We start from the raw sequence: 17477 nt of genomic DNA, 5'->3' as shown, positions 1-17477 counted from the left end.
GGCTGTTTCAACAAAATGAACTGGCGTCCCTAAGAGGATTCGAACCTCCGGCACGCGGTTTAGGAAACCGCTGCTCTATCCTACTGAGCTATAGGGACGCATTTTTCTATACTATTATAATAATCTTCTATGAAAAAAGCAAGATTTAATTTAACGAAGATTGTTTTTTATAAAGCTTCCCAGCTCTGTAATCTGCTTTCCTGTATATTTTTCGAGCTGAGCGATCTCCGCTTCTGGGATGGTTCCCACGCAGCAGGAAGCCGGGCCGCCAGACTGTTTCACGTCAAAGGGGAGCTGGTTCTCCCATTCAAATCCCAGCCCATTGTCCTCCGCGATTTTTAAAACCTCGTAGGCAATACCCTTTGAGCCCACGGGCACCATCTCCAAAAGCCCAGAAATTTTTCGGATCGCTGTAAAATCCGGCAGCTGCAGCGCTAAGTGCAGCTGCTTTGAAAAATTTTCTCCGTACAGCGGCCTTCCGAAAAGAACAGCCCTGTCGCCCGGCCTTGTGATCTGGTATTTTACCTGCTTTGCCTGTATAAGGCCGATCACGGTAATGCCCGCTCCAGTCTGGACTGTGGGCATATTGTCCTCACAGCTTCCAGTCAGGGCAATTTCATAATCCGGCAATTCTGCAATGGCTTTCTTAATACCGCTGATCATCCGTTTTCCTGTGGGGTCGGTCTCCACAGCCAGTCCGTCCGAAATCGCAATGGGCGCCGCCCCGAGGGCCAGCAGCTCGCCCAGGGCCACCTTGACCGTTTCATAGGCTGTCAGCTCGGGTGTTACCCTGACCACATCCATCTCCTTATCACCAATAGCGCCAATGGAATCACAGGTGATGACAATGGCTTCCTCTGTGTCTCTGTAAATCAGGGTACAGTCTCTGATTTTTTCTACGCGCATTCTTTCCTCCCGAAATCGAAACGAGGATGTGCGTTTCGGCACATCCTCAGTTTGTCTGTCCTAAATATTCCTCAAAGGTTTCATTTTTGCTGTGTATCTCTTTTGCCGCGTCCACACCCACATAGCGGATATGCCAAGGCTCATAGGAATAACCGGTGATATCAGTCTTCCCCTCCGGAAAACGGATAATAAAGCCATAATTCTGGGCATTATTGGCAATCCACTGGCCTTCGGCTGTATCGGCAAAGCTTTCCTGAAGGTCCATCCCCATCGACTCGCAGGTCAGATCCATGCAGAGACCGGTCTGATGCTCACTCTGGCCTGGCTTCGCGCTGACAAGGTTAGCCTGTTCTTCGCCGTAAGCAGCGACGTTCTCTGCAAACAGATCCTCCTGCATACTGTAGGAGCGGTACCCAGAGGCGCAGTAAAGAGTCACACCGTCGCTGTCCGCGGCCTCAAAAAGCTTGACCAGCGCATCTGAGGCCTGCTGGCGGAGCTGTGTCTCCCGGCTTCCCCTCAGGGGGACTGTCACTAAATCTGAAGGCTCGTAATCTGAGGGCAGCTCATGGGTTTTATTGACCAGAACCTGAATATCGCCCAGATTGGAAGGGTCAACAGTCGGCGCCGCGGGCGTCGGTGGCGCTGAAGGGGCCGGCGTTGCCGCCTGAGCGGTTGCTGTCGGCTCAGGCGTAACCTGCGGTTCATCTTTTTTGGTAAACAAACCAATGATTTTTCCCATCACTGTAAAAAAGCCGACGATGACAAAAAGCAATAAAAGCAGGGTAACGATCAATGAGATTAAAAATCTTTTTGGATTTTTAATTTTTAGCGACATTCCTTCAGCCTCCTGTTTCAAGATATCTCTATTATAACCGATTACTCTTTAATTATCAAAAGAAAAAAATAAGACCGCTTAAAATAAAGCGGTCTTACCCAGCAAATCAATAAAAAAAGACATGGTTAATAAACCCTGCCTTCAAGCAAATATTTTTCAATTTATTTTATTGTCTGCTCTCAGCTTTCCTGAAATTTAATTTTGGCTTCCATCAGCTTTCTGGCAGCTTTCTGCATATAGTCAATCGCCTTGTCTATCTCACCAGCCACCTCGGGTCTGACGCCCGCCATTTTTTCGGACCATTCGCGATAGCCCTCCACATGCTCACCGTTGTGATTAATCCAATGTACCAGTAATACCTGAAAAACTTCAGCGTCCTTTTCGGATAATTTTTCCATTTCAGTCACCTTCTAAGTATCTGTATTAAAGATTCAGCTCTTTTTTAATCAATGCAACGGCTTCACGGATCTGCAATAACAGTGGTTTTTCCTCAAGGGAAACAATATAGTTATTTTCCGGTAAAATCGGAATATAAATTTTAATGGCTTCGCTGGCGTTTATTGCCTCCACCATCCGCATTGTCACCTCGCCCATCATCTCATTGGGCATTGTCATGGCAATCGAGCCGATAATCACATCTGCTTTTCCCGCATTTACCACAATAGCATTTTCACCGGTCGCCCCTTTGTTGGCACCTTTTTTGAGCATCGCCGCTGTTGCCAGGGCATTTGTTCCCAAACCGTACACTTCAATATAAGGTGGGATCTCTTCTTTCAGGATGCCAACAATCCGGGACCCGATGCCGCCGCCCATTCCGTCCAACACAACAATATTCATCTTATACCGCTGCGTCCTCAATCAGAATCTTGTGGTTTAATAATTTTACTTCTTTTAAACGTCCGTTGACAATTTTAGTGCCTCCTAAAAGGTCTGAAAGTGTCAGGCTTCCGTCATTGTTAGGCACAATGTCGATGACATAGTCCATAATTTTTTCTTCTTCGCCTTTTTTATTCACTAAATATGCTGAAGATTCGCACATAACAAACATCTCCTTTCAATTTGAAAATTAGATTTTCGTTCTGGTATCCGGATGGATAACAAGAGCCCCGGATACCGGAGTTAATCATCTTTTACAATCTTAGTATATAATGTTCAGCCCGATTTATCAACCCATTTTATGGCAATAGGGGGCATAAACTTTACGATTTAACTAAAGCCTTTTTAGCTTCCATTAAATGTTCGTCGGCCTGGCCGATCAGGGCGATGGCTTCTTCAATGGCCTTTGACACTTCGGTCTTGCCCACTGCGTTCATTTTGTCCACCCAGTTTTTATATTCTTTAGCGTGCTCCTGGTTATGGTCTGCCCAATGGTCCAGCAGGAGGCCTAAAATTTCGATATCCTTGCCTTCTCCCCCGTGGGAATGGGCATGGTCGTGGTCATGTCCATGCTCGTGGTCATGAGGATGTGTATGTGTGTGTGTATGCTCGTGGTCATGCACTCCGTCATGGCTGTGTCCATGTTCATGATCGTGGCTTCCGTCGTGCGGATGGCTGTGTGTATGTATGTGTTCGTGGCTGTGTTCGCTCATTATAATCCCTCCATGCTTTTATAATATAATTATAACCTTTTTCCTTAAATTTGTCTTGCTCTTTTAGAAATATTCTTATTTAGAAAAAGAAAGCAGGACGGCAACGTCCTGCTTTCAAGCAAGTATTTATTACATAATTGGATCCATTTCCAGTGCTGGATGGCCTTTTTCTGTTAAAAATTCTAATACTGCTTCGGAGTCAACAGCGATTGTTTCATCACAAACCATGTCTGTGAAGTTTTCAATTCCGTATAATTCCTGTACAGATTTGTTTAATCTTTCAGCAACGTCGTCTTTCAGTTCCTTAGGCATCCATACGATTCTTTCGATACCACCTTCAGCAGCCATGAATTTCTTGGAGCTGATAAAGTGACGTCCGTGGCCCATGAAGCCAGGAGTCTGAACCCCGCCACCTGTCATGGAAGCTAATTCACCAAAAGTCATACCAGTAGGTGTCATGCCGCCGAATTCACGGTTAACAATAACAACACCGTTGGCTTCCGGCATAATACCACAGATACATTCGAAGCAGCCGCAGGAGGTCATTGGATCTTCGAGGATAGAGTATAAGGTAACTTTTTCAACTGCGCCCTGAGAGCACTTGGCAACAACGTCATTGACTTCTTCCCATGCGCCTAAGCGTTCGTCGATAACACCGTTCTTTTCGATTGGCTGTGCAGGACCTGTCGGGTCAAGTTCTTTGGTTGCTTTGGAGTCTAACCAGGAAACAGCACCGCAAAGACCTAAACGTTCAGGTGTTACAACACAAACGTGAGAAGGCGCGAAGGACTGGCACAGTGTACAGGTGTAGAATACATCGACACTTTCATCTGTCAGTGAGTTCAGTCTGTCGTCACGTACGTTGTAGATTGGTTTAACCAGTTCTTCTTCAAGACGTACAACATCTTCTTCTTTGGTGTAGATGGTAACTTCAACTTTATCAACTACCTTACCAAATTCGTCTAACATCTTAGCGTAAACTACTTCACCGAAGTGGCGCAGTCTGAAGCCAGCGTCAAATGCTTCTTTGGTTAAACGAACCCAGCAGATATTTCTCTGTCCAACGTGCATTGAACCTTCAATGTAGTTTAAGAAGTAGTGTAATCTTCTTTCAAGTACAGATTCAAAGTCGGACTGCATTGCTTTACCAGCAACCTTGATTTCCAGGCCAAATGGAATACGGACAACATCAACACCGTCAAACTGCGGATCGTCGATATCCGGGCCGACAACGGTGATCTTGTGATCTTCGATATCGCCCAATTCTACTGTGTGAACCAATTCCCAGGCTTTTGTTCTGTTTCCGCCAAATTCAGCTTTCATGTTGTCTTTACGGACACGTTCGCCTTCGAAAGCGGAGGATACGGATACAGGACAGTCAATTTCAGTAACCTTGATCTTGATGCCACGGGCTTCAAGAGAGGTAGCGTCTGTTTTTGACAGGTCTGGCTGGTTTAATAACAGGGTAGGAACTTCGTTGATGTACGTTTCTGTGATTGCCGGGAAGCCCATGTCGATTGCGCAGGCGCCAGCAGCGATGATCTTGTCATCCCAGTCGCCAAATACATTAACAAATGCGAATACACGGTCTCTTGTGTAAATTCTGTGTTTTTCCCATTCGCCGGCTGGTGTGTTACCGAACATGATAGAAGCACGAACAGCAACAGATACAACATTGATAACATCTTCGATTTCGTAACCGCATGGGATAACGCGAAGATCAACGCCCATTTTGATTTTCTGGTCTCTTGCCTGATCGATACATTTACCAACCAGATAAGTCTGAAGACCTTTATTCTGATAAGATTTGATTGTTTTTGCTAACTGTTCAGGATCCTTGTGTTCACCGATAATAACAGCAACACCAGGGATATCCTGGGTAACCAGAGCAACACCAAAGGAACGGACAACCGCATCGGTCAATGCGCCGTCTACCCATTCCGGATGTGGGTTGCCGTCTAAGTATTTGCAGGCCTGGATGATTTCACACAACATTGCAGCGGCTACACCGGCTTCTAAAGCGTCAGCCAGCATGTTTGTGCGGTTGATGTGTTCTTTTGCCATTTCAATACCGCGTTCCAGATCGCCCACTGTTAATAATTTTTCGCCTGTGATTGCGTAAATTGTAGCTAAACCATAAGCGGTATCCGGCAGTTTAGCTTCTGCATCTCTGCCTTTTTCTTCAATGGCCTTTGCAACATCTTTTTCAGCACGTTCAAGATATTTAGCAGTACCACTGTAAATTATATCAAAAAGATTATAAGTCTTACGTTCCATGTGATTTTCTTCCTCCGTATTTATATTTCAATATAAAGTTATGAATGTTTTAGGTGAATTGGACTATTTATTACTTTTTACAGTCGCTTCAATTTTTTCCCCGAGAGCTGCAATTTTTTCTCTGGTTTCAGGAACATCGTACGGTGACTTGTTATTTCTGTCTGAACCGGAAATCTGATCGCTGTAATCTAAGAAACCAAAAATATTTTCTGCTCCGATCCGTTCATTTAAGAAGTCGATGTCTTCCGGTTTGCGGATTTTATTACCAATGGCATAAACGTGTTTGACACCGATGTCGCCAGCCAGCTTGCTGATTCGTTTAAAGGTCTGGATGCTTCGGATACCCGGTTCCACAACAACGATAAACGCGTCGACCGCCGATGCAGTTCCGCGACCAAGATGTTCAATCCCTGCTTCCATATCCATGATGACAATATCCTTTTGGTATAAAACCAAATGTGTTGTCAGCATTTTTAACAGTACGTGTTCCGGGCAAACGCATCCGCCTCCGCCAGTATCGACTGTTCCCATTGTTAAGAGCTTAACACCGTTAAACTCGCGGCAAAATTTTTCAGGAATATCCGCAACTTCCGGATTCATTGTGAAAAAGGCGCCGTAGGTTCCTTTTTTTGCGTTTGTTCTCTCTTCGGCCAAGTCTTTCATTTCAGAAATAGGTGTGATGCTGTCAATCATTTCTTCGCTCATACCCAGTGCCAGGCCTAAATTTGCATCGGGGTCAGCATCAACGGCCAATACATTAAAACCTTTATCGGCGTAGTAACGGCTGAGGCAGGCTGTAATTGTCGTTTTCCCAACGCCACCTTTTCCAGTTAATGCTATTTTCATTTTATCACCTGTCCATTCTTAAATAATTATTCAGTATAATTAAATTCCCAGTTTTGTTCTCTTGTCTTCAATATCTGCCATGATTAATTCAGCAGCCTTGATTGGATCTGATTCAAAGACATAGGCAGCCCCAGTCCATTCTTTAACACCTTCGGTCATCAGTTTCATGAAGTTTTCACTTCCGGAAACATAAGGCATAACGCCAAGATAAGTATTTAAACCACTTGATACTACGTAAGACGCGATGGCAACAGCCTTTTCAGACATGTATTCAGGTGCGGCACCTACAACTGGAAGTTCTGCAATATCAACGCCTCTTTCGTTAGCTACTAAAGTAACCAGGTGGAGAATACGGCTGATATCAACACAGGAACCCATATGTAATACTGGAGGAATATTCGCTCTTTCGCAGGCTTCTTTCAAACCACGTCCGCAAAGTTCTTTTGCTTCCAGTTTTAAAAGACCAGCTTTAGCAGCAGCCTGAGCTGCACAACCAGTAACAACGCAGATAACGTCGTTTTTAATTAATTCTTTCATTAATGTGATGTGGGCATAGTCATGTTCGACTTTTGGATTGTTACAACCAACAATACCGGCAGCGCCTCTTAAAACGCCAGCCCAGACTAAGTCGCCTAAAGGTTTAACTGTGCCTGTTACGTCGGTCTGAGAGTTAACAACACGGTCTAAAGCGCCGATGGTTGTTTCTACAGAGTAACCAACAATGGTTTCAGCTTTCAGTTCTGGTACATCAACCTTGGAAGCGTCTCTGTTTTTGAAGTTCATAACAGCTGTTTTGATTACTTCTTCAGCACAGCTTAATGGATCTTCTTCATTAAATTCAATGTACATGTCGCCGGCAATTTTAGCTTTTGGAGATGTACTGATAAAACGTGTATGGTAGCTCTTAGCTAATTTTGGCAGTGCAGGGAAGATACACTGAACGTCTACAACAGCAACTTCAACAGCACCAGTGATAATGGCCATTTCCTGCTGGTAGAAGTTACCGGCGATCTTGATACCGTGACGCATGGTCATTTCATTACCGGTACAGCACATACCGACAACGTTAATCCCCTTAGCGCCCTGTTCTTTTGCCAGTTCGATCAATTCAGGATTTTTGGATGCGACTGCGATCATTTCAGCTAAGTTCGGATCATGTCCGTGGAGCATGATGTTTACCTGTTCAGGATCGATAACACCTAAGTTTGATTCAGAAGCTCTTTCCTTTGGAATACCGTACATGATGTCGGAGAATTCGGTACCGATCATGGAGCCGCCCCAGCCGTCAGACATACTTGTTCTTAAAGAACGTCTTAAGATAGATTCAGGATCACTTGCACAGCCCATATGTGTGGAGTGCATTAAGGTAACAACTTCCTGGTCAATGGCTCTAGGCGCAATGTTTTCTCTTTCCCAGATTTCCTGACGGGTTTTAGGAGCTCTCTTTAAGAAATTCTGTGTTCCGAAAGGTTTACCAAATTCCATCAATGCTTTTTCGGCCAGTTCGTGAGCCAGAGCGTAGGTTTCTTTGGTATCAGTATCTTCCAGACCCCATTCAGCAGCGATTCTTCTCAGCTTGCCTTCTTCTCTGATTTTGAAAGGACCATCTTCAGAAGAATGATACATTGCATGTACAATATCACGCGCATGGTCAGAGTGGGCGGATGTACCGCCACAGCACATTCTCGCAAAGTTTCTGGCGACGATGGTGTCTCTGTCAGCACCACAGATACCTCTCTGAGCGCCTTTATCCGGTGATGGGCTTACACGGCAAGGTCCCATAACACAGATACGGCAGCAGATACCGCCTTCACCAAAACCACACTGGGTTTTTAAGGCAGCTTTTCTGTCCCACATGGTTTCAGCGCCATCTTTTTGAGCTTTTTCGATTAAAGCTTCAGCTATAACATCAAATTCTAACAATTCATTGCTCATAATTTAATTTACCTCTCCTAATAATTTACTCACATTGCAGCAACTTTGTAAAAATTTCCACTTTACAAAAACACTTTATTATTGTAGAATAATAAAAGCGGCAACGCAAATCAGTCATTTATTCAATATGGGCTCCTAAAGCAACGTTCCCTTCCGGGTCTCGAAATGAGCGTTACTTTAGGGGCTTATTTTTTATTAACTTCTCTTAGAATTCCAGAACGGAGTCTGCGTATAAGATATTATTTTTGATAATATCGCAGGCCACTACAGTTTCCATCAAGCGTTTGTCGCAAGGGTTAATGATTGCGCTGGATAAGCCACAGCACATTGCCATTGCCATCATCGCGCTGTCAAGTAATGGTCTGATGTGTTTTGGAGCACCGTTGGAAACATTACTTAAACCACAAGTAGTCAGCAGACCCATGTCTGTGATCATCTTAACGGCTTCAAGCATTTCTTCCTGTTTGTCCTGCATACCCTTGATAACAAGCGCTAATGGGTCAAACAGCATATCGGTTGGTTCCATGCCATGTTCCATCCCTCTTTCAAGGAGTTCAGAACAGTAAGCGATACGTTCGTCATTGTCAGAAGGTACACCTTCTTTAGAACATAAGCAGATGCAGGCAGCATCGTTGGCAGCAGCTAAATCCAGGTAACCGATACGGTCGCCGGCGTCAGCGGAGTTAACGAGTGGCTTGCCTTTTTCACGGTTATAAACCTGAATACCAGCTTCAATCGCCTTCATGTTAGCGGTGTCAAGTGCCAGTGGAACATTGTCAAAGTTTTCCTGTAACAATTTAACGCCCCATTGCATTAATTCTTCACCGTCTTTTTCAGCAGGTCCGATATTCAAATCCAAATAATCTGCACCAGCATCTAACTGTTCTTTTGCTCTCTGCAGGATTGGTTCAGGATTACGAGTTTCAAATGCTTCACGCATTGCTGGAGAAATACAGTGAATTCTTTCACCGATAACCATAAATTTTGCCATAATGTTTCCCCTTTCGGATTATAAAATATTTTTGGATAAACCGCAGCCGGAAGCCCCCGCCTCCTGCTGCGGAAAAGTTTTAATTCGTATGAATTACAGATGTTCGCCGCAAAGCGCAGAGCTTAGGCAATACCCATTAAATCACGTAAGAATTTCGGGATCTGCATAGCTTCTGTCGGTCCGACAATAACTTCCCAATCTGGAAGCGCTTCAGCAACATCACCTTGTAATACAGCAACTTTACCTGGTAAGATAAGCTTTCTGCATTTAGTTTTGTCAGCAATACCGCTTTCCTTGATGAAATCAGAGATAACGGAAGCACCGAATTTACCGGCAGCCCATGCTGTAAGAACGGAGTAACCGCCAGCATCTGGAATAGCCAGGTAAGCAGGAACTTTAGAACGTTCGATTTCGCCGGAAACTACGAAGTAAGACAGAGCGAAGTCAACGGTAACCAGCACAGGTGCGTTATCGTCAGCTTTATTGAATTCGTAGATGGTTGGTTCGACACGCATTGGCTTCTGAGGATCGGTAAAGATGTTTTGTCTTAAACCGAACAGTGGCAGAGCCTGTTTGAAATCCATATCGCTCATTACGATGATGGAGCCATAGCGCAGAACAAAAGCAGAAGCTAAGGCAACTTCCATCTGTTCGCAGCAAGCAAGCTTGTTAACAAATACAACTGAAGGATAACCGAAAGTTCTGTCATCGCCCTTCAGAGTGTTGGTACGGATGGTTACAGCGTTATTGTAAGCTTCTTTGACAGAGCTGTCGCCAACGTTCAGCACCAGGTTCTTGTAACCAGCAGCTTCGATTTTTTCAACTGTGTCATGTAATTCTTCGATAGAGCCAGCGGAGACACCCAGCACAACGTCAGCAGCTTTGGCAACTTCTACCATTGCGTCAGCATTTGCAGGTGTAGCGCCCATCAAGATACCTTTAGCAGCTTTGATTGCTTCAGCAGCTTCCTTAGCGACTTCAACATCTTCAACAACAGCCATTGGCACACGGCCCAGTTCGATCACTTTAGCGATCAGGTCTAAGAATTTAGCTTTGTCAGCAGCATAACGTACGGAAGCAACTTCTACACACATTAATTCGCCGATACGGTCATATTTAACAGCTTCTAAATGAGCGACCTTCTTAGCAATTTCATCGTCAGAATCTGCGTCTGAGAATTCAACTGCGAATAAAGCTTTGTTGACATAAGTTTTTTCATGTCTGAATAATACGGTTTCGCCGCCCAGGGCACATTCTGTGTCGCCAGTTCCGATTTTGATTGTTTTCATCGGAGGGGCGGTAGCTTCAGATAACTGAGCTTTAGCTTCGTCTGTAATATACGGGCATTTATCAATTTCTGCAGCGCCAGCGGCTACTTTCATTGAGAATGCCATACATGTAGGGAATCCACATTCCTTACAGTTTTTCTTAGGAGTCAGTTTAAAAATATCTAAACCTTTTACTGCCATTTTTTTGCGCCTACCTTTCCTAACCTACTAACTCTTTGATAAAGTTTTTAATCACTTTAGCTGATTCCGGATGTTTAACAATAACAGCGTTTGAGCCGCCGATTAAGCAAGAAGCTGCAGTGGAAACTTCCATAGCGATACCACGTTCTTCCTGATTTCCCCATTCAGGAGCTTCTTCTTCTGTGAAAACAGCTTCTTTTACGCCCCATGCTTCGTCGCCAACATTGGTCATGATTGGCATCTGAAGGTCTGTATCGTTCTGGCCTAAAGCAGCTAAACGGATACGGTCCATTGTAGAAGCAACATATTCGAAACCATAGCCAACAGCAGCGGTTCCAACATCCATGATGATGTTTCCACCGTCAACACCTAACTGTGTCAACAGGATATTTAACTGTTTTGCAAGGTTGATATCAACAGCAGACTGGCCAGATACCTTGTGGCCGTCAGCATTACCTGCTACACCGACAGATTTGTAGTTATCTTCAACAGCTGAGAATAAAACAGCGTTTTTGCCAGACAATGCCTGAGAAACCTTAACCAGTAAATCACCGTCTTTTTCAGCGTTGTTGCAGCCTGCAACAACCAGTGGAAGATCGATTGCCGCTTCGACAGCTTTAGCGATTTCAACACATTCTTCAGATGATTTGTTAGCACCGTTAGGATCGGCACTGATTAATTTTAATGCGATAAACTGTGCGTCTGTATTGTCCTGTACATATTTTGCCCATGCTGCAGGATCCTTTACGACGTCACCATAAGCGTCAACCAGACATTTTTCCCAGTCTTCTGGGTAACTGTCTAAAATTTCGACACCAACAACCGGTGCGTTTCCTTCACCACTTAAAAATGGTAATCCTTTTTCTCCTCCGAGAGTAACTGCTGCATCTCCAACACCAATTACACACTCATTGATCTTGCCACTAAACTTTTGTTCTGCTTTTTTGAATGGCATTTCCTCGTTACCTCCTAACTCGTTCTTGTTAGTATTTTTTTATATTTCAAAGCCCGGAATCGTTTTATGAACATGACAAATTCCGGTTGCTTTAAAATTTCAATTGAAAATAAACCGGTGTACACAGACTTGTATATATAAGTATACACATATACTACTATCTTGTTATAAGTTTGTCAAACATTTTTCGACCAAAAACAAAAATTTACCCGTCTTTCTAAAGCTTTTAATTCGCAGTTATTCAGTAGGTTTAAATGATTTCATGAAACCCATGAAAACGACCCCGTAAATAAGCAAAATATTACTATATTTTACAGGTGTCAGTCTGCTTTTGCCAGCCGCTTCAGCGCGGGGATAAAAATATCTCCCATTACGGCGAGATCCTCCGCATCAAAGCCTGAGGTAATATTACTGTCGAAAAGAATCTGTGATTCCGGCGGGAACTCATCGTCCCCCAGCCAGAGGATTACAGTCAGATACATGTTGTTGATAAACTCAAAACGGTAGGACAGATCACCGTGTTTTTTAGGTTCTGCGCTCAGCTTTTCCATAGCGCGCTTCAGCCCTTCAACATCATAGTTGAAGGTAAAGGCAAAGCGCTTCAGGCAGCGGCCCTCAAAGCTCTTAAAATAATGGTTTCCCCCCGAGATATCCCGGTATGCGATGGTTGTGCCCATGGGCGGCACGCCCTGGGCGTTAAGCAGATAACGCAGGATCATGGTCATGGGCTTATAATCGTCAAAAGCAGTTCCGTCCTTTAAAAGCACGTCGCCCTCGGGGTATTTTACTTTGTATTCCTCACCCATCAGCGTTACCGTGAACAGCTGCGTTTCCAAGTCATAAGGACAGGTGGATTTCTCTGCCATCTCCAGAGGATCCTTATCCTTTATCAAATTTTTATAATGATCATAGGGCAGCTTGTCTTTTCTCTTCTCTTCAATGGCTGCTTCTATTTCAGAATTTAGCATTGGTTACCTCTGTCTATTTTTGCAGGCTCGGGAACAGGCTCATATCCGTGTGCGGAATAAAGCAGGCTGATATGAAGGCATCCATATAAGACGGATGAACGCTAAGTTCCATATAAGTCATATTCTGTCCGATTTCTGCGATTTTTTCTTTTCCCTCAGCCAGTGTAAGGGCCAGATAGCACCCCTGCATCGAGCTGTTTCCAATATAATAATACTTATCAACCGGTATATCCGGGAGCATACCGAGGGCAATGGCGTTTTCAATGCCAAGGTTGCTGCCGATTCCTCCGGCCACATACACATTTTCAAGCACTTCAATGGGCATATCCATGCTTTCCATCAGGGTGTGAATGGCTGAGAACACCGCGCCCTTTGCCTTGATGAAGCTATCGATGTCGATTTCTGTAATGTAGATATCCTTGGCGGTACTGTCCAGCTCCTTTGAACAGACAAAGTAACGCCCAATATCGTATTCGTCAAAGGCAATCCTCGGATTATCGATATCTTTGCTGATACGGCCCTTGCCGTCAATAATGCCTGTCCGTTTCATCTCGCAGATCAGGTCAATGATTCCGGAACCGCAGACACCTACCGGTATCTCTCCGCCAATGGTTGAGAAGCTTGCTTTTAACGTCGCGTCGTCAATCTTAACCTCTTCAATGGCGCCTGGAACCGCCCGGGTTCCGCAACTGATTTCTCCGCCCTCAAAGGCTGGTCCTGCAGAGCAGGCGCAGGTCATCATAAAGTCCTTGTTGCCAAAAACGATCTCGCCGTTTGTTCCCAGGTCTACCAGCATGGTAAACTCTTCCTGCAGCCAAACCGGAACAGCAAATACGCCAGCAGTGATATCGCCGCCGACATAGCTGGCCACCGAAGGCGCCAGATAGACACGGCCCTCTGGATTAATACGGATACCGATCTCGGTGCTCTTCATTTCTGGAATCGTGTTGACGCCTGGTATAAAAGGCTCACGTCTCAGGTGATCGGGGTTGATCCCAAGCAGCAGATGGGTCATGGTCGTATTTCCCGCCGCGCACATTTCATAAATATCATCAGTGGTAATACCTGCCGACTGAACCATCTGACCGATCAGCGGATTGATGGTTTCCTCTATAATCGCGTCCCGCAGCTTTTTAAGACCGCCTGGCTTTTCTGTATAAACGATACGGTTAATAACATCGCCGCCGTATTTAACCTGAGCATTCCCCATAGAAGCCTTAGAAACAATTTCATTGGTATCCATATTCACCAGGCAGGCAGAAACAGACGTTGTACCAATATCCAAAGCTACCCCATAAAGGGCACAGGCGCATTCCAGGCAGGAACGCACATCCATGATTTCGGCAATGTCACCGCGCTTCAGATAGACAACCTTAATTTTAAAGTTATTTTCCCTGAACGCGTCCGGGAATTTTCTGAGAACGTCCAGGCTCACCTGAATGTCCGAGTAGCCCAGTGTCTGGCGGAAATAACGTTTTAACCGATCCTCATCTGCGAGGTTATCGTCATTGGTAGGCTCTGGCAGCTGAATGATCTCACAGCACAGACGATTGGAATCTGTCATTCCCATCTTCAGCATTTTTTTCCGCACATAGCGGATATTTTTGTTTTCATTTTCAGACAGGTCGGTAATCTGCATTTCATTCTGGAATGCAGAGGCCAGATCAGGCACATTCACCTCAATATCCTCAACGATTTCCGAGCTGCAGGCCAGCACCCATCCTTCGGCAATTTCCTCCTCCGTCAGCCGGGTGAGCGACAAGGCGTCCACCTTGCCCTTTGTAATCTGAACCTTGCATTTTCCGCAGGTGCCATTACCATTGCACGGTGTGTCGATCATAATTCCGGCTTTCCGCGCCGCTTCCAGGAGATTTTCTCTTTGTCCCGCTAAAAACTCTACCTGCCGTTTTCCCTTAACGACAAACACTACTTTATGCATACACGCCTCCTTGTTCTGTTAACCTTTGCAAAATAATCATATGCATGATTTTATTTTCAAAGCAGAAACCGCCACTCCTCTTTGGCGGCTTCTGCCAGTGCACTTACACTTACCCAGGAAACCAGAACTACTTGATTTCCAGCTTGTCAATAATTTCACGAACAGCCTTGCGCGCTGCTGAATCCTCTGGAAGGGTAACAAGCGGCTTGCCGTATGCGTCATATTCGAATACCTGCTGGTCCATCGGGATAACTCCCAGAAGGTCCAGACCCTGTTTTTCAATTTCTTCCGCTGTGCCCTCGTTGAGTTCCCCGTTTGGCGCGCGGTTGACAATCAGCTTAATGACAGGAATTCTCAAATTGAGTTCCTCTGCCAGATCACGGATTCGGGCGACAGCCTGAATTCCACGGCGTGAGCAGTCGCTGACTAAAAGTAAAATATCCATTCTTCCCATGGTACCGCGGCTGATGTGCTCCATCCCTGCCTCGTTATCCATGATGACATAGTTATAATTTTCAGATAAACGGCCAACCTGAGTCTTTAACAGGCCGTTGACAAAGCAATAGCAGCCTTCGCCCTGGCTGCGGCCCATGACCAGAAGGTCATAGCCTTTTCCTTCGGAAACAGCCTGGTTTAAACGCAGGGTCAGGAAATCACCTTTGGTCATTCCCGGCGGCAGCTGATTACCGTCCATCTCCGCATGGTTGACCTCTTCCTTGATATGTCCGATGGTCAGCTCAACCTCTTCACCCAAAACCTCGTTCAGGTTTGCATTTGAATCAGCATCCACTGCCAGAATTGGCCCCTTGCCCTGTTCTACCAGATATGAAACCAGCATACCCGTAAAGGTTGTTTTTCCAACACCACCCTTACCGGCAACTGCAATATTAAAAGCCATAATACGCTCCTCCTTATTGAAATTTCAATTTCACTCAGCCTGTTCCACAGGCTTTTTAAAGCGTGAACTGATGGATTGTTATTTTTTTAACAAGCAAAAAAATCTTCAACTTGTATATATAGGTATTAACATGCCTATCATAACATATTGAGAACCATAACACAATGTAATATTTTGTCCTGTAAAGCCGGGCTTAAGGCTGCAGGTGTCCCGTAAAAAGAACAAATTAACACCTGCATTTCTCAATGAAAGCGCCTGATTTAAAATACTTTTATTATCGTCTTTTAACACCTTGTAAAAACCGCTGTGTATGGTATACTTTCAGTATCATTACAGCCATCGGGAGAATCATATGACTTTTTCTTTTTTTACCCTTGCCAGCCCTTTCTCGGTTTTTGTGTTTATTGTTAATATTCTGTTCAGCTTCACGATCATTTTTCTGGAGCGCAAAACGCCGCAGAGCACCTATGCCTGGCTGTTGTTTCTTTGGATCATTCCAGTTTTGGGATTTGTCTTTTACCTCTTCTTTTCCCAAAATCTGACTAAGCGGAAAATCTACCGCTATAACACACCCGAAAATGAGCAGTATCAGCTTCTTCTTCGCCGCCAGAAAAAGGCGCTGGTAGACCGCCAGCGGATCGCCAAAAACAAAACCATTGCCAAAAAATACCATTACAATATCGAGTATCACCTCAATGTCAGCCACGCCCTCTACACCGACAATAACAGTATTGATATTTTTACCGACGGACACGAAAAATTCGACGCCCTGTTTGAAGCCATTGAAAATGCCCGTTCCACCATTCATATTGAATATTACATTATCAAATACGACACCCTCGGCCGGAAATTTATGGAGCTTCTCACTAAAAAAGCCCGCGAAGGTATCGAGGTGCGGCTTCTTTTCGATGAAATGGGGGGGCGCTATATTCCCAGGAGCGCTTTAAAGGAGCTGGAATCCGCCGGCGGGCAGTATGGCATTTTCTTCCCCTCCCGGCTTCGTTTTATCAACCTCCGCCTGAACTACCGCGATCACCGGAAAATTGTCGTCATCGATGGTAAAACCGGTTTTGTGGGCGGGTTTAACGTCGGCGACGAATACCTGGGGCTTAAGAAAAAAATGGGCTATTGGCGGGATACTCATCTGAAAATTGAAGGCTATGCTGCCTACGAGCTCCAGATGCGCTTTTTTCTTGACTGGCGTACCAGCGGCAACAAGGCTAAGCTCAATATTAATTCCGAGAACATTCACCGCTATTTTCCTTATATGGAAAACTGTGAGGGCTCAGGTATTCAGATCGTCTCAAGCGGTCCAGATGATCCCAACCAGGTTATCAAACAGGGCTTTATCCGCATGATCACCAATGCCGAAAAATACATTTTAATCCAGAGCCCTTATTTTGTCACAGACGAGAGTATTATGGAGGCTCTTAAAATCGCGCTGCTGTCCGGTATCGACGTGCGGATCATGATTCCCAACAAGCCCGACCATATTTTTATTTACTGGGCCACCCTCTCCTATGTCGGGGAACTCATAAAATATGGGGCCAGGGTCTACATTTATGACAATGGCTTTCTCCACGCCAAGGTGCTGGTCGTGGACGACCAGATCGCCGCTGTCGGCTCCTGTAATTTTGACATCCGGAGCTTCAGCCTCAATTTTGAAACCAATGCTTTTATCTACGACCCAGAAATCGCTGTAAAGCTACGCGATATCTTTTACAGAGATATTGAAAAATCCATTTACTACGACACAATGGCTTACGAAAAGCGCAGCCGTGCCATTAAAGTCAAGGAATCTATCTCGCGCCTTTTTGCGCCGCTGCTTTAAAAAAGCAGGATGTACCGTTTGGTTTGGTACATCCTGTT

General features: G+C 44.9%; 16 protein-coding genes and 1 tRNA gene. 1 reads left to right on the top strand and 16 read right to left on the bottom strand.

What is annotated here, in order from left to right:
- Positions 1-21 precede the first annotated feature (21 nt).
- The 16 genes from DW091_RS03255 to DW091_RS03180 form a co-directional block, all read right to left on the bottom strand.
- Positions 22-98: transfer RNA gene (locus tag DW091_RS03255), tRNA-Arg, on the bottom strand.
- Between the two features lie 52 nt (positions 99-150).
- Positions 151-906 (bottom strand): AIR synthase related protein, encoded by a 756-nt coding sequence (locus DW091_RS03250; protein WP_118517385.1) that lies wholly within the window; start codon positions 904-906, stop codon positions 151-153.
- A gap of 46 nt (positions 907-952) precedes the next feature.
- Complete coding sequence (locus DW091_RS03245; protein ID WP_058695439.1) at positions 953-1741, bottom strand: M15 family metallopeptidase; 789 nt, start codon at positions 1739-1741, stop codon at positions 953-955.
- Positions 1742-1920: 179 nt separating this feature from the next.
- A complete protein-coding gene (locus tag DW091_RS03240) occupies positions 1921-2139 on the bottom strand; it encodes a hypothetical protein (protein WP_058695440.1) in 219 nt (72 codons plus the stop codon).
- Between the two features lie 25 nt (positions 2140-2164).
- Positions 2165-2578, bottom strand: a complete 414-nt coding sequence (locus tag DW091_RS03235; RefSeq protein ID WP_013381862.1) for a DUF3842 family protein — start codon at positions 2576-2578, stop codon at positions 2165-2167.
- 1 nt (position 2579) lies between these two features.
- Positions 2580-2780 (bottom strand): CooT family nickel-binding protein, encoded by a 201-nt coding sequence (locus DW091_RS03230; protein WP_013381863.1) that lies wholly within the window; start codon positions 2778-2780, stop codon positions 2580-2582.
- Positions 2781-2940: 160 nt separating this feature from the next.
- Positions 2941-3330, bottom strand: a complete 390-nt coding sequence (locus DW091_RS20655) for a zinc transporter (protein WP_263422102.1) — start codon at positions 3328-3330, stop codon at positions 2941-2943.
- A gap of 129 nt (positions 3331-3459) precedes the next feature.
- Positions 3460-5607 carry an acetyl-CoA decarbonylase/synthase complex subunit alpha/beta gene (gene acsB, locus DW091_RS03220; RefSeq protein WP_058695441.1) on the bottom strand — a complete coding sequence of 716 codons (2148 nt, stop codon included), beginning with the start codon at positions 5605-5607 and terminating at the stop codon, positions 3460-3462.
- 63 nt (positions 5608-5670) lie between these two features.
- Complete coding sequence (locus DW091_RS03215; protein WP_013381867.1) at positions 5671-6453, bottom strand: carbon monoxide dehydrogenase accessory protein CooC; 783 nt, start codon at positions 6451-6453, stop codon at positions 5671-5673.
- Between the two features lie 39 nt (positions 6454-6492).
- A complete protein-coding gene (gene cooS, locus DW091_RS03210) occupies positions 6493-8388 on the bottom strand; it encodes an anaerobic carbon-monoxide dehydrogenase catalytic subunit (protein WP_058695443.1) in 1896 nt (631 codons plus the stop codon).
- Positions 8389-8593: 205 nt separating this feature from the next.
- Positions 8594-9379, bottom strand: coding sequence for a carbon monoxide dehydrogenase/acetyl-CoA synthase methytransferase subunit (acsE, locus tag DW091_RS03205; protein ID WP_013381869.1), 786 nt, complete (start codon positions 9377-9379; stop codon positions 8594-8596).
- A 122-nt stretch (positions 9380-9501) separates the two neighbouring features.
- Positions 9502-10848: an acetyl-CoA decarbonylase/synthase complex subunit gamma gene (acsC, locus tag DW091_RS03200; RefSeq protein WP_058695444.1), complete on the bottom strand. Its 1347-nt coding sequence runs from the start codon at positions 10846-10848 to the stop codon at positions 9502-9504.
- A gap of 19 nt (positions 10849-10867) precedes the next feature.
- Positions 10868-11803, bottom strand: coding sequence for an acetyl-CoA decarbonylase/synthase complex subunit delta (acsD, locus tag DW091_RS03195; RefSeq protein ID WP_013381871.1), 936 nt, complete (start codon positions 11801-11803; stop codon positions 10868-10870).
- A gap of 320 nt (positions 11804-12123) precedes the next feature.
- Complete coding sequence (locus tag DW091_RS03190) at positions 12124-12771, bottom strand: DUF3786 domain-containing protein (RefSeq protein WP_058695445.1); 648 nt, start codon at positions 12769-12771, stop codon at positions 12124-12126.
- Positions 12772-12784: 13 nt separating this feature from the next.
- On the bottom strand, positions 12785-14710 hold the full coding sequence (gene acsV / locus DW091_RS03185; RefSeq protein ID WP_058695446.1) for a corrinoid activation/regeneration protein AcsV: 1926 nt from the start codon (positions 14708-14710) through the stop codon (positions 12785-12787).
- A 127-nt stretch (positions 14711-14837) separates the two neighbouring features.
- Entirely contained in the window at positions 14838-15608 is a 771-nt protein-coding gene (locus DW091_RS03180; protein WP_058695447.1) for an AAA family ATPase, read from the bottom strand.
- A gap of 352 nt (positions 15609-15960) precedes the next feature.
- On the opposite strand from DW091_RS03180, the gene cls reads away from it, so the two are divergent.
- Positions 15961-17439 carry a cardiolipin synthase gene (cls, locus tag DW091_RS03175; protein ID WP_118517384.1) on the top strand — a complete coding sequence of 493 codons (1479 nt, stop codon included), beginning with the start codon at positions 15961-15963 and terminating at the stop codon, positions 17437-17439.
- Positions 17440-17477 lie beyond the last annotated feature (38 nt).

Source organism: Eubacterium sp. AM05-23, from assembly GCF_003477535.1.
Classification (GTDB): Bacteria; Bacillota; Clostridia; order Eubacteriales; family Eubacteriaceae; genus Eubacterium; species Eubacterium maltosivorans.
This window is presented reverse-complemented; position numbering and strand designations above follow the sequence as displayed.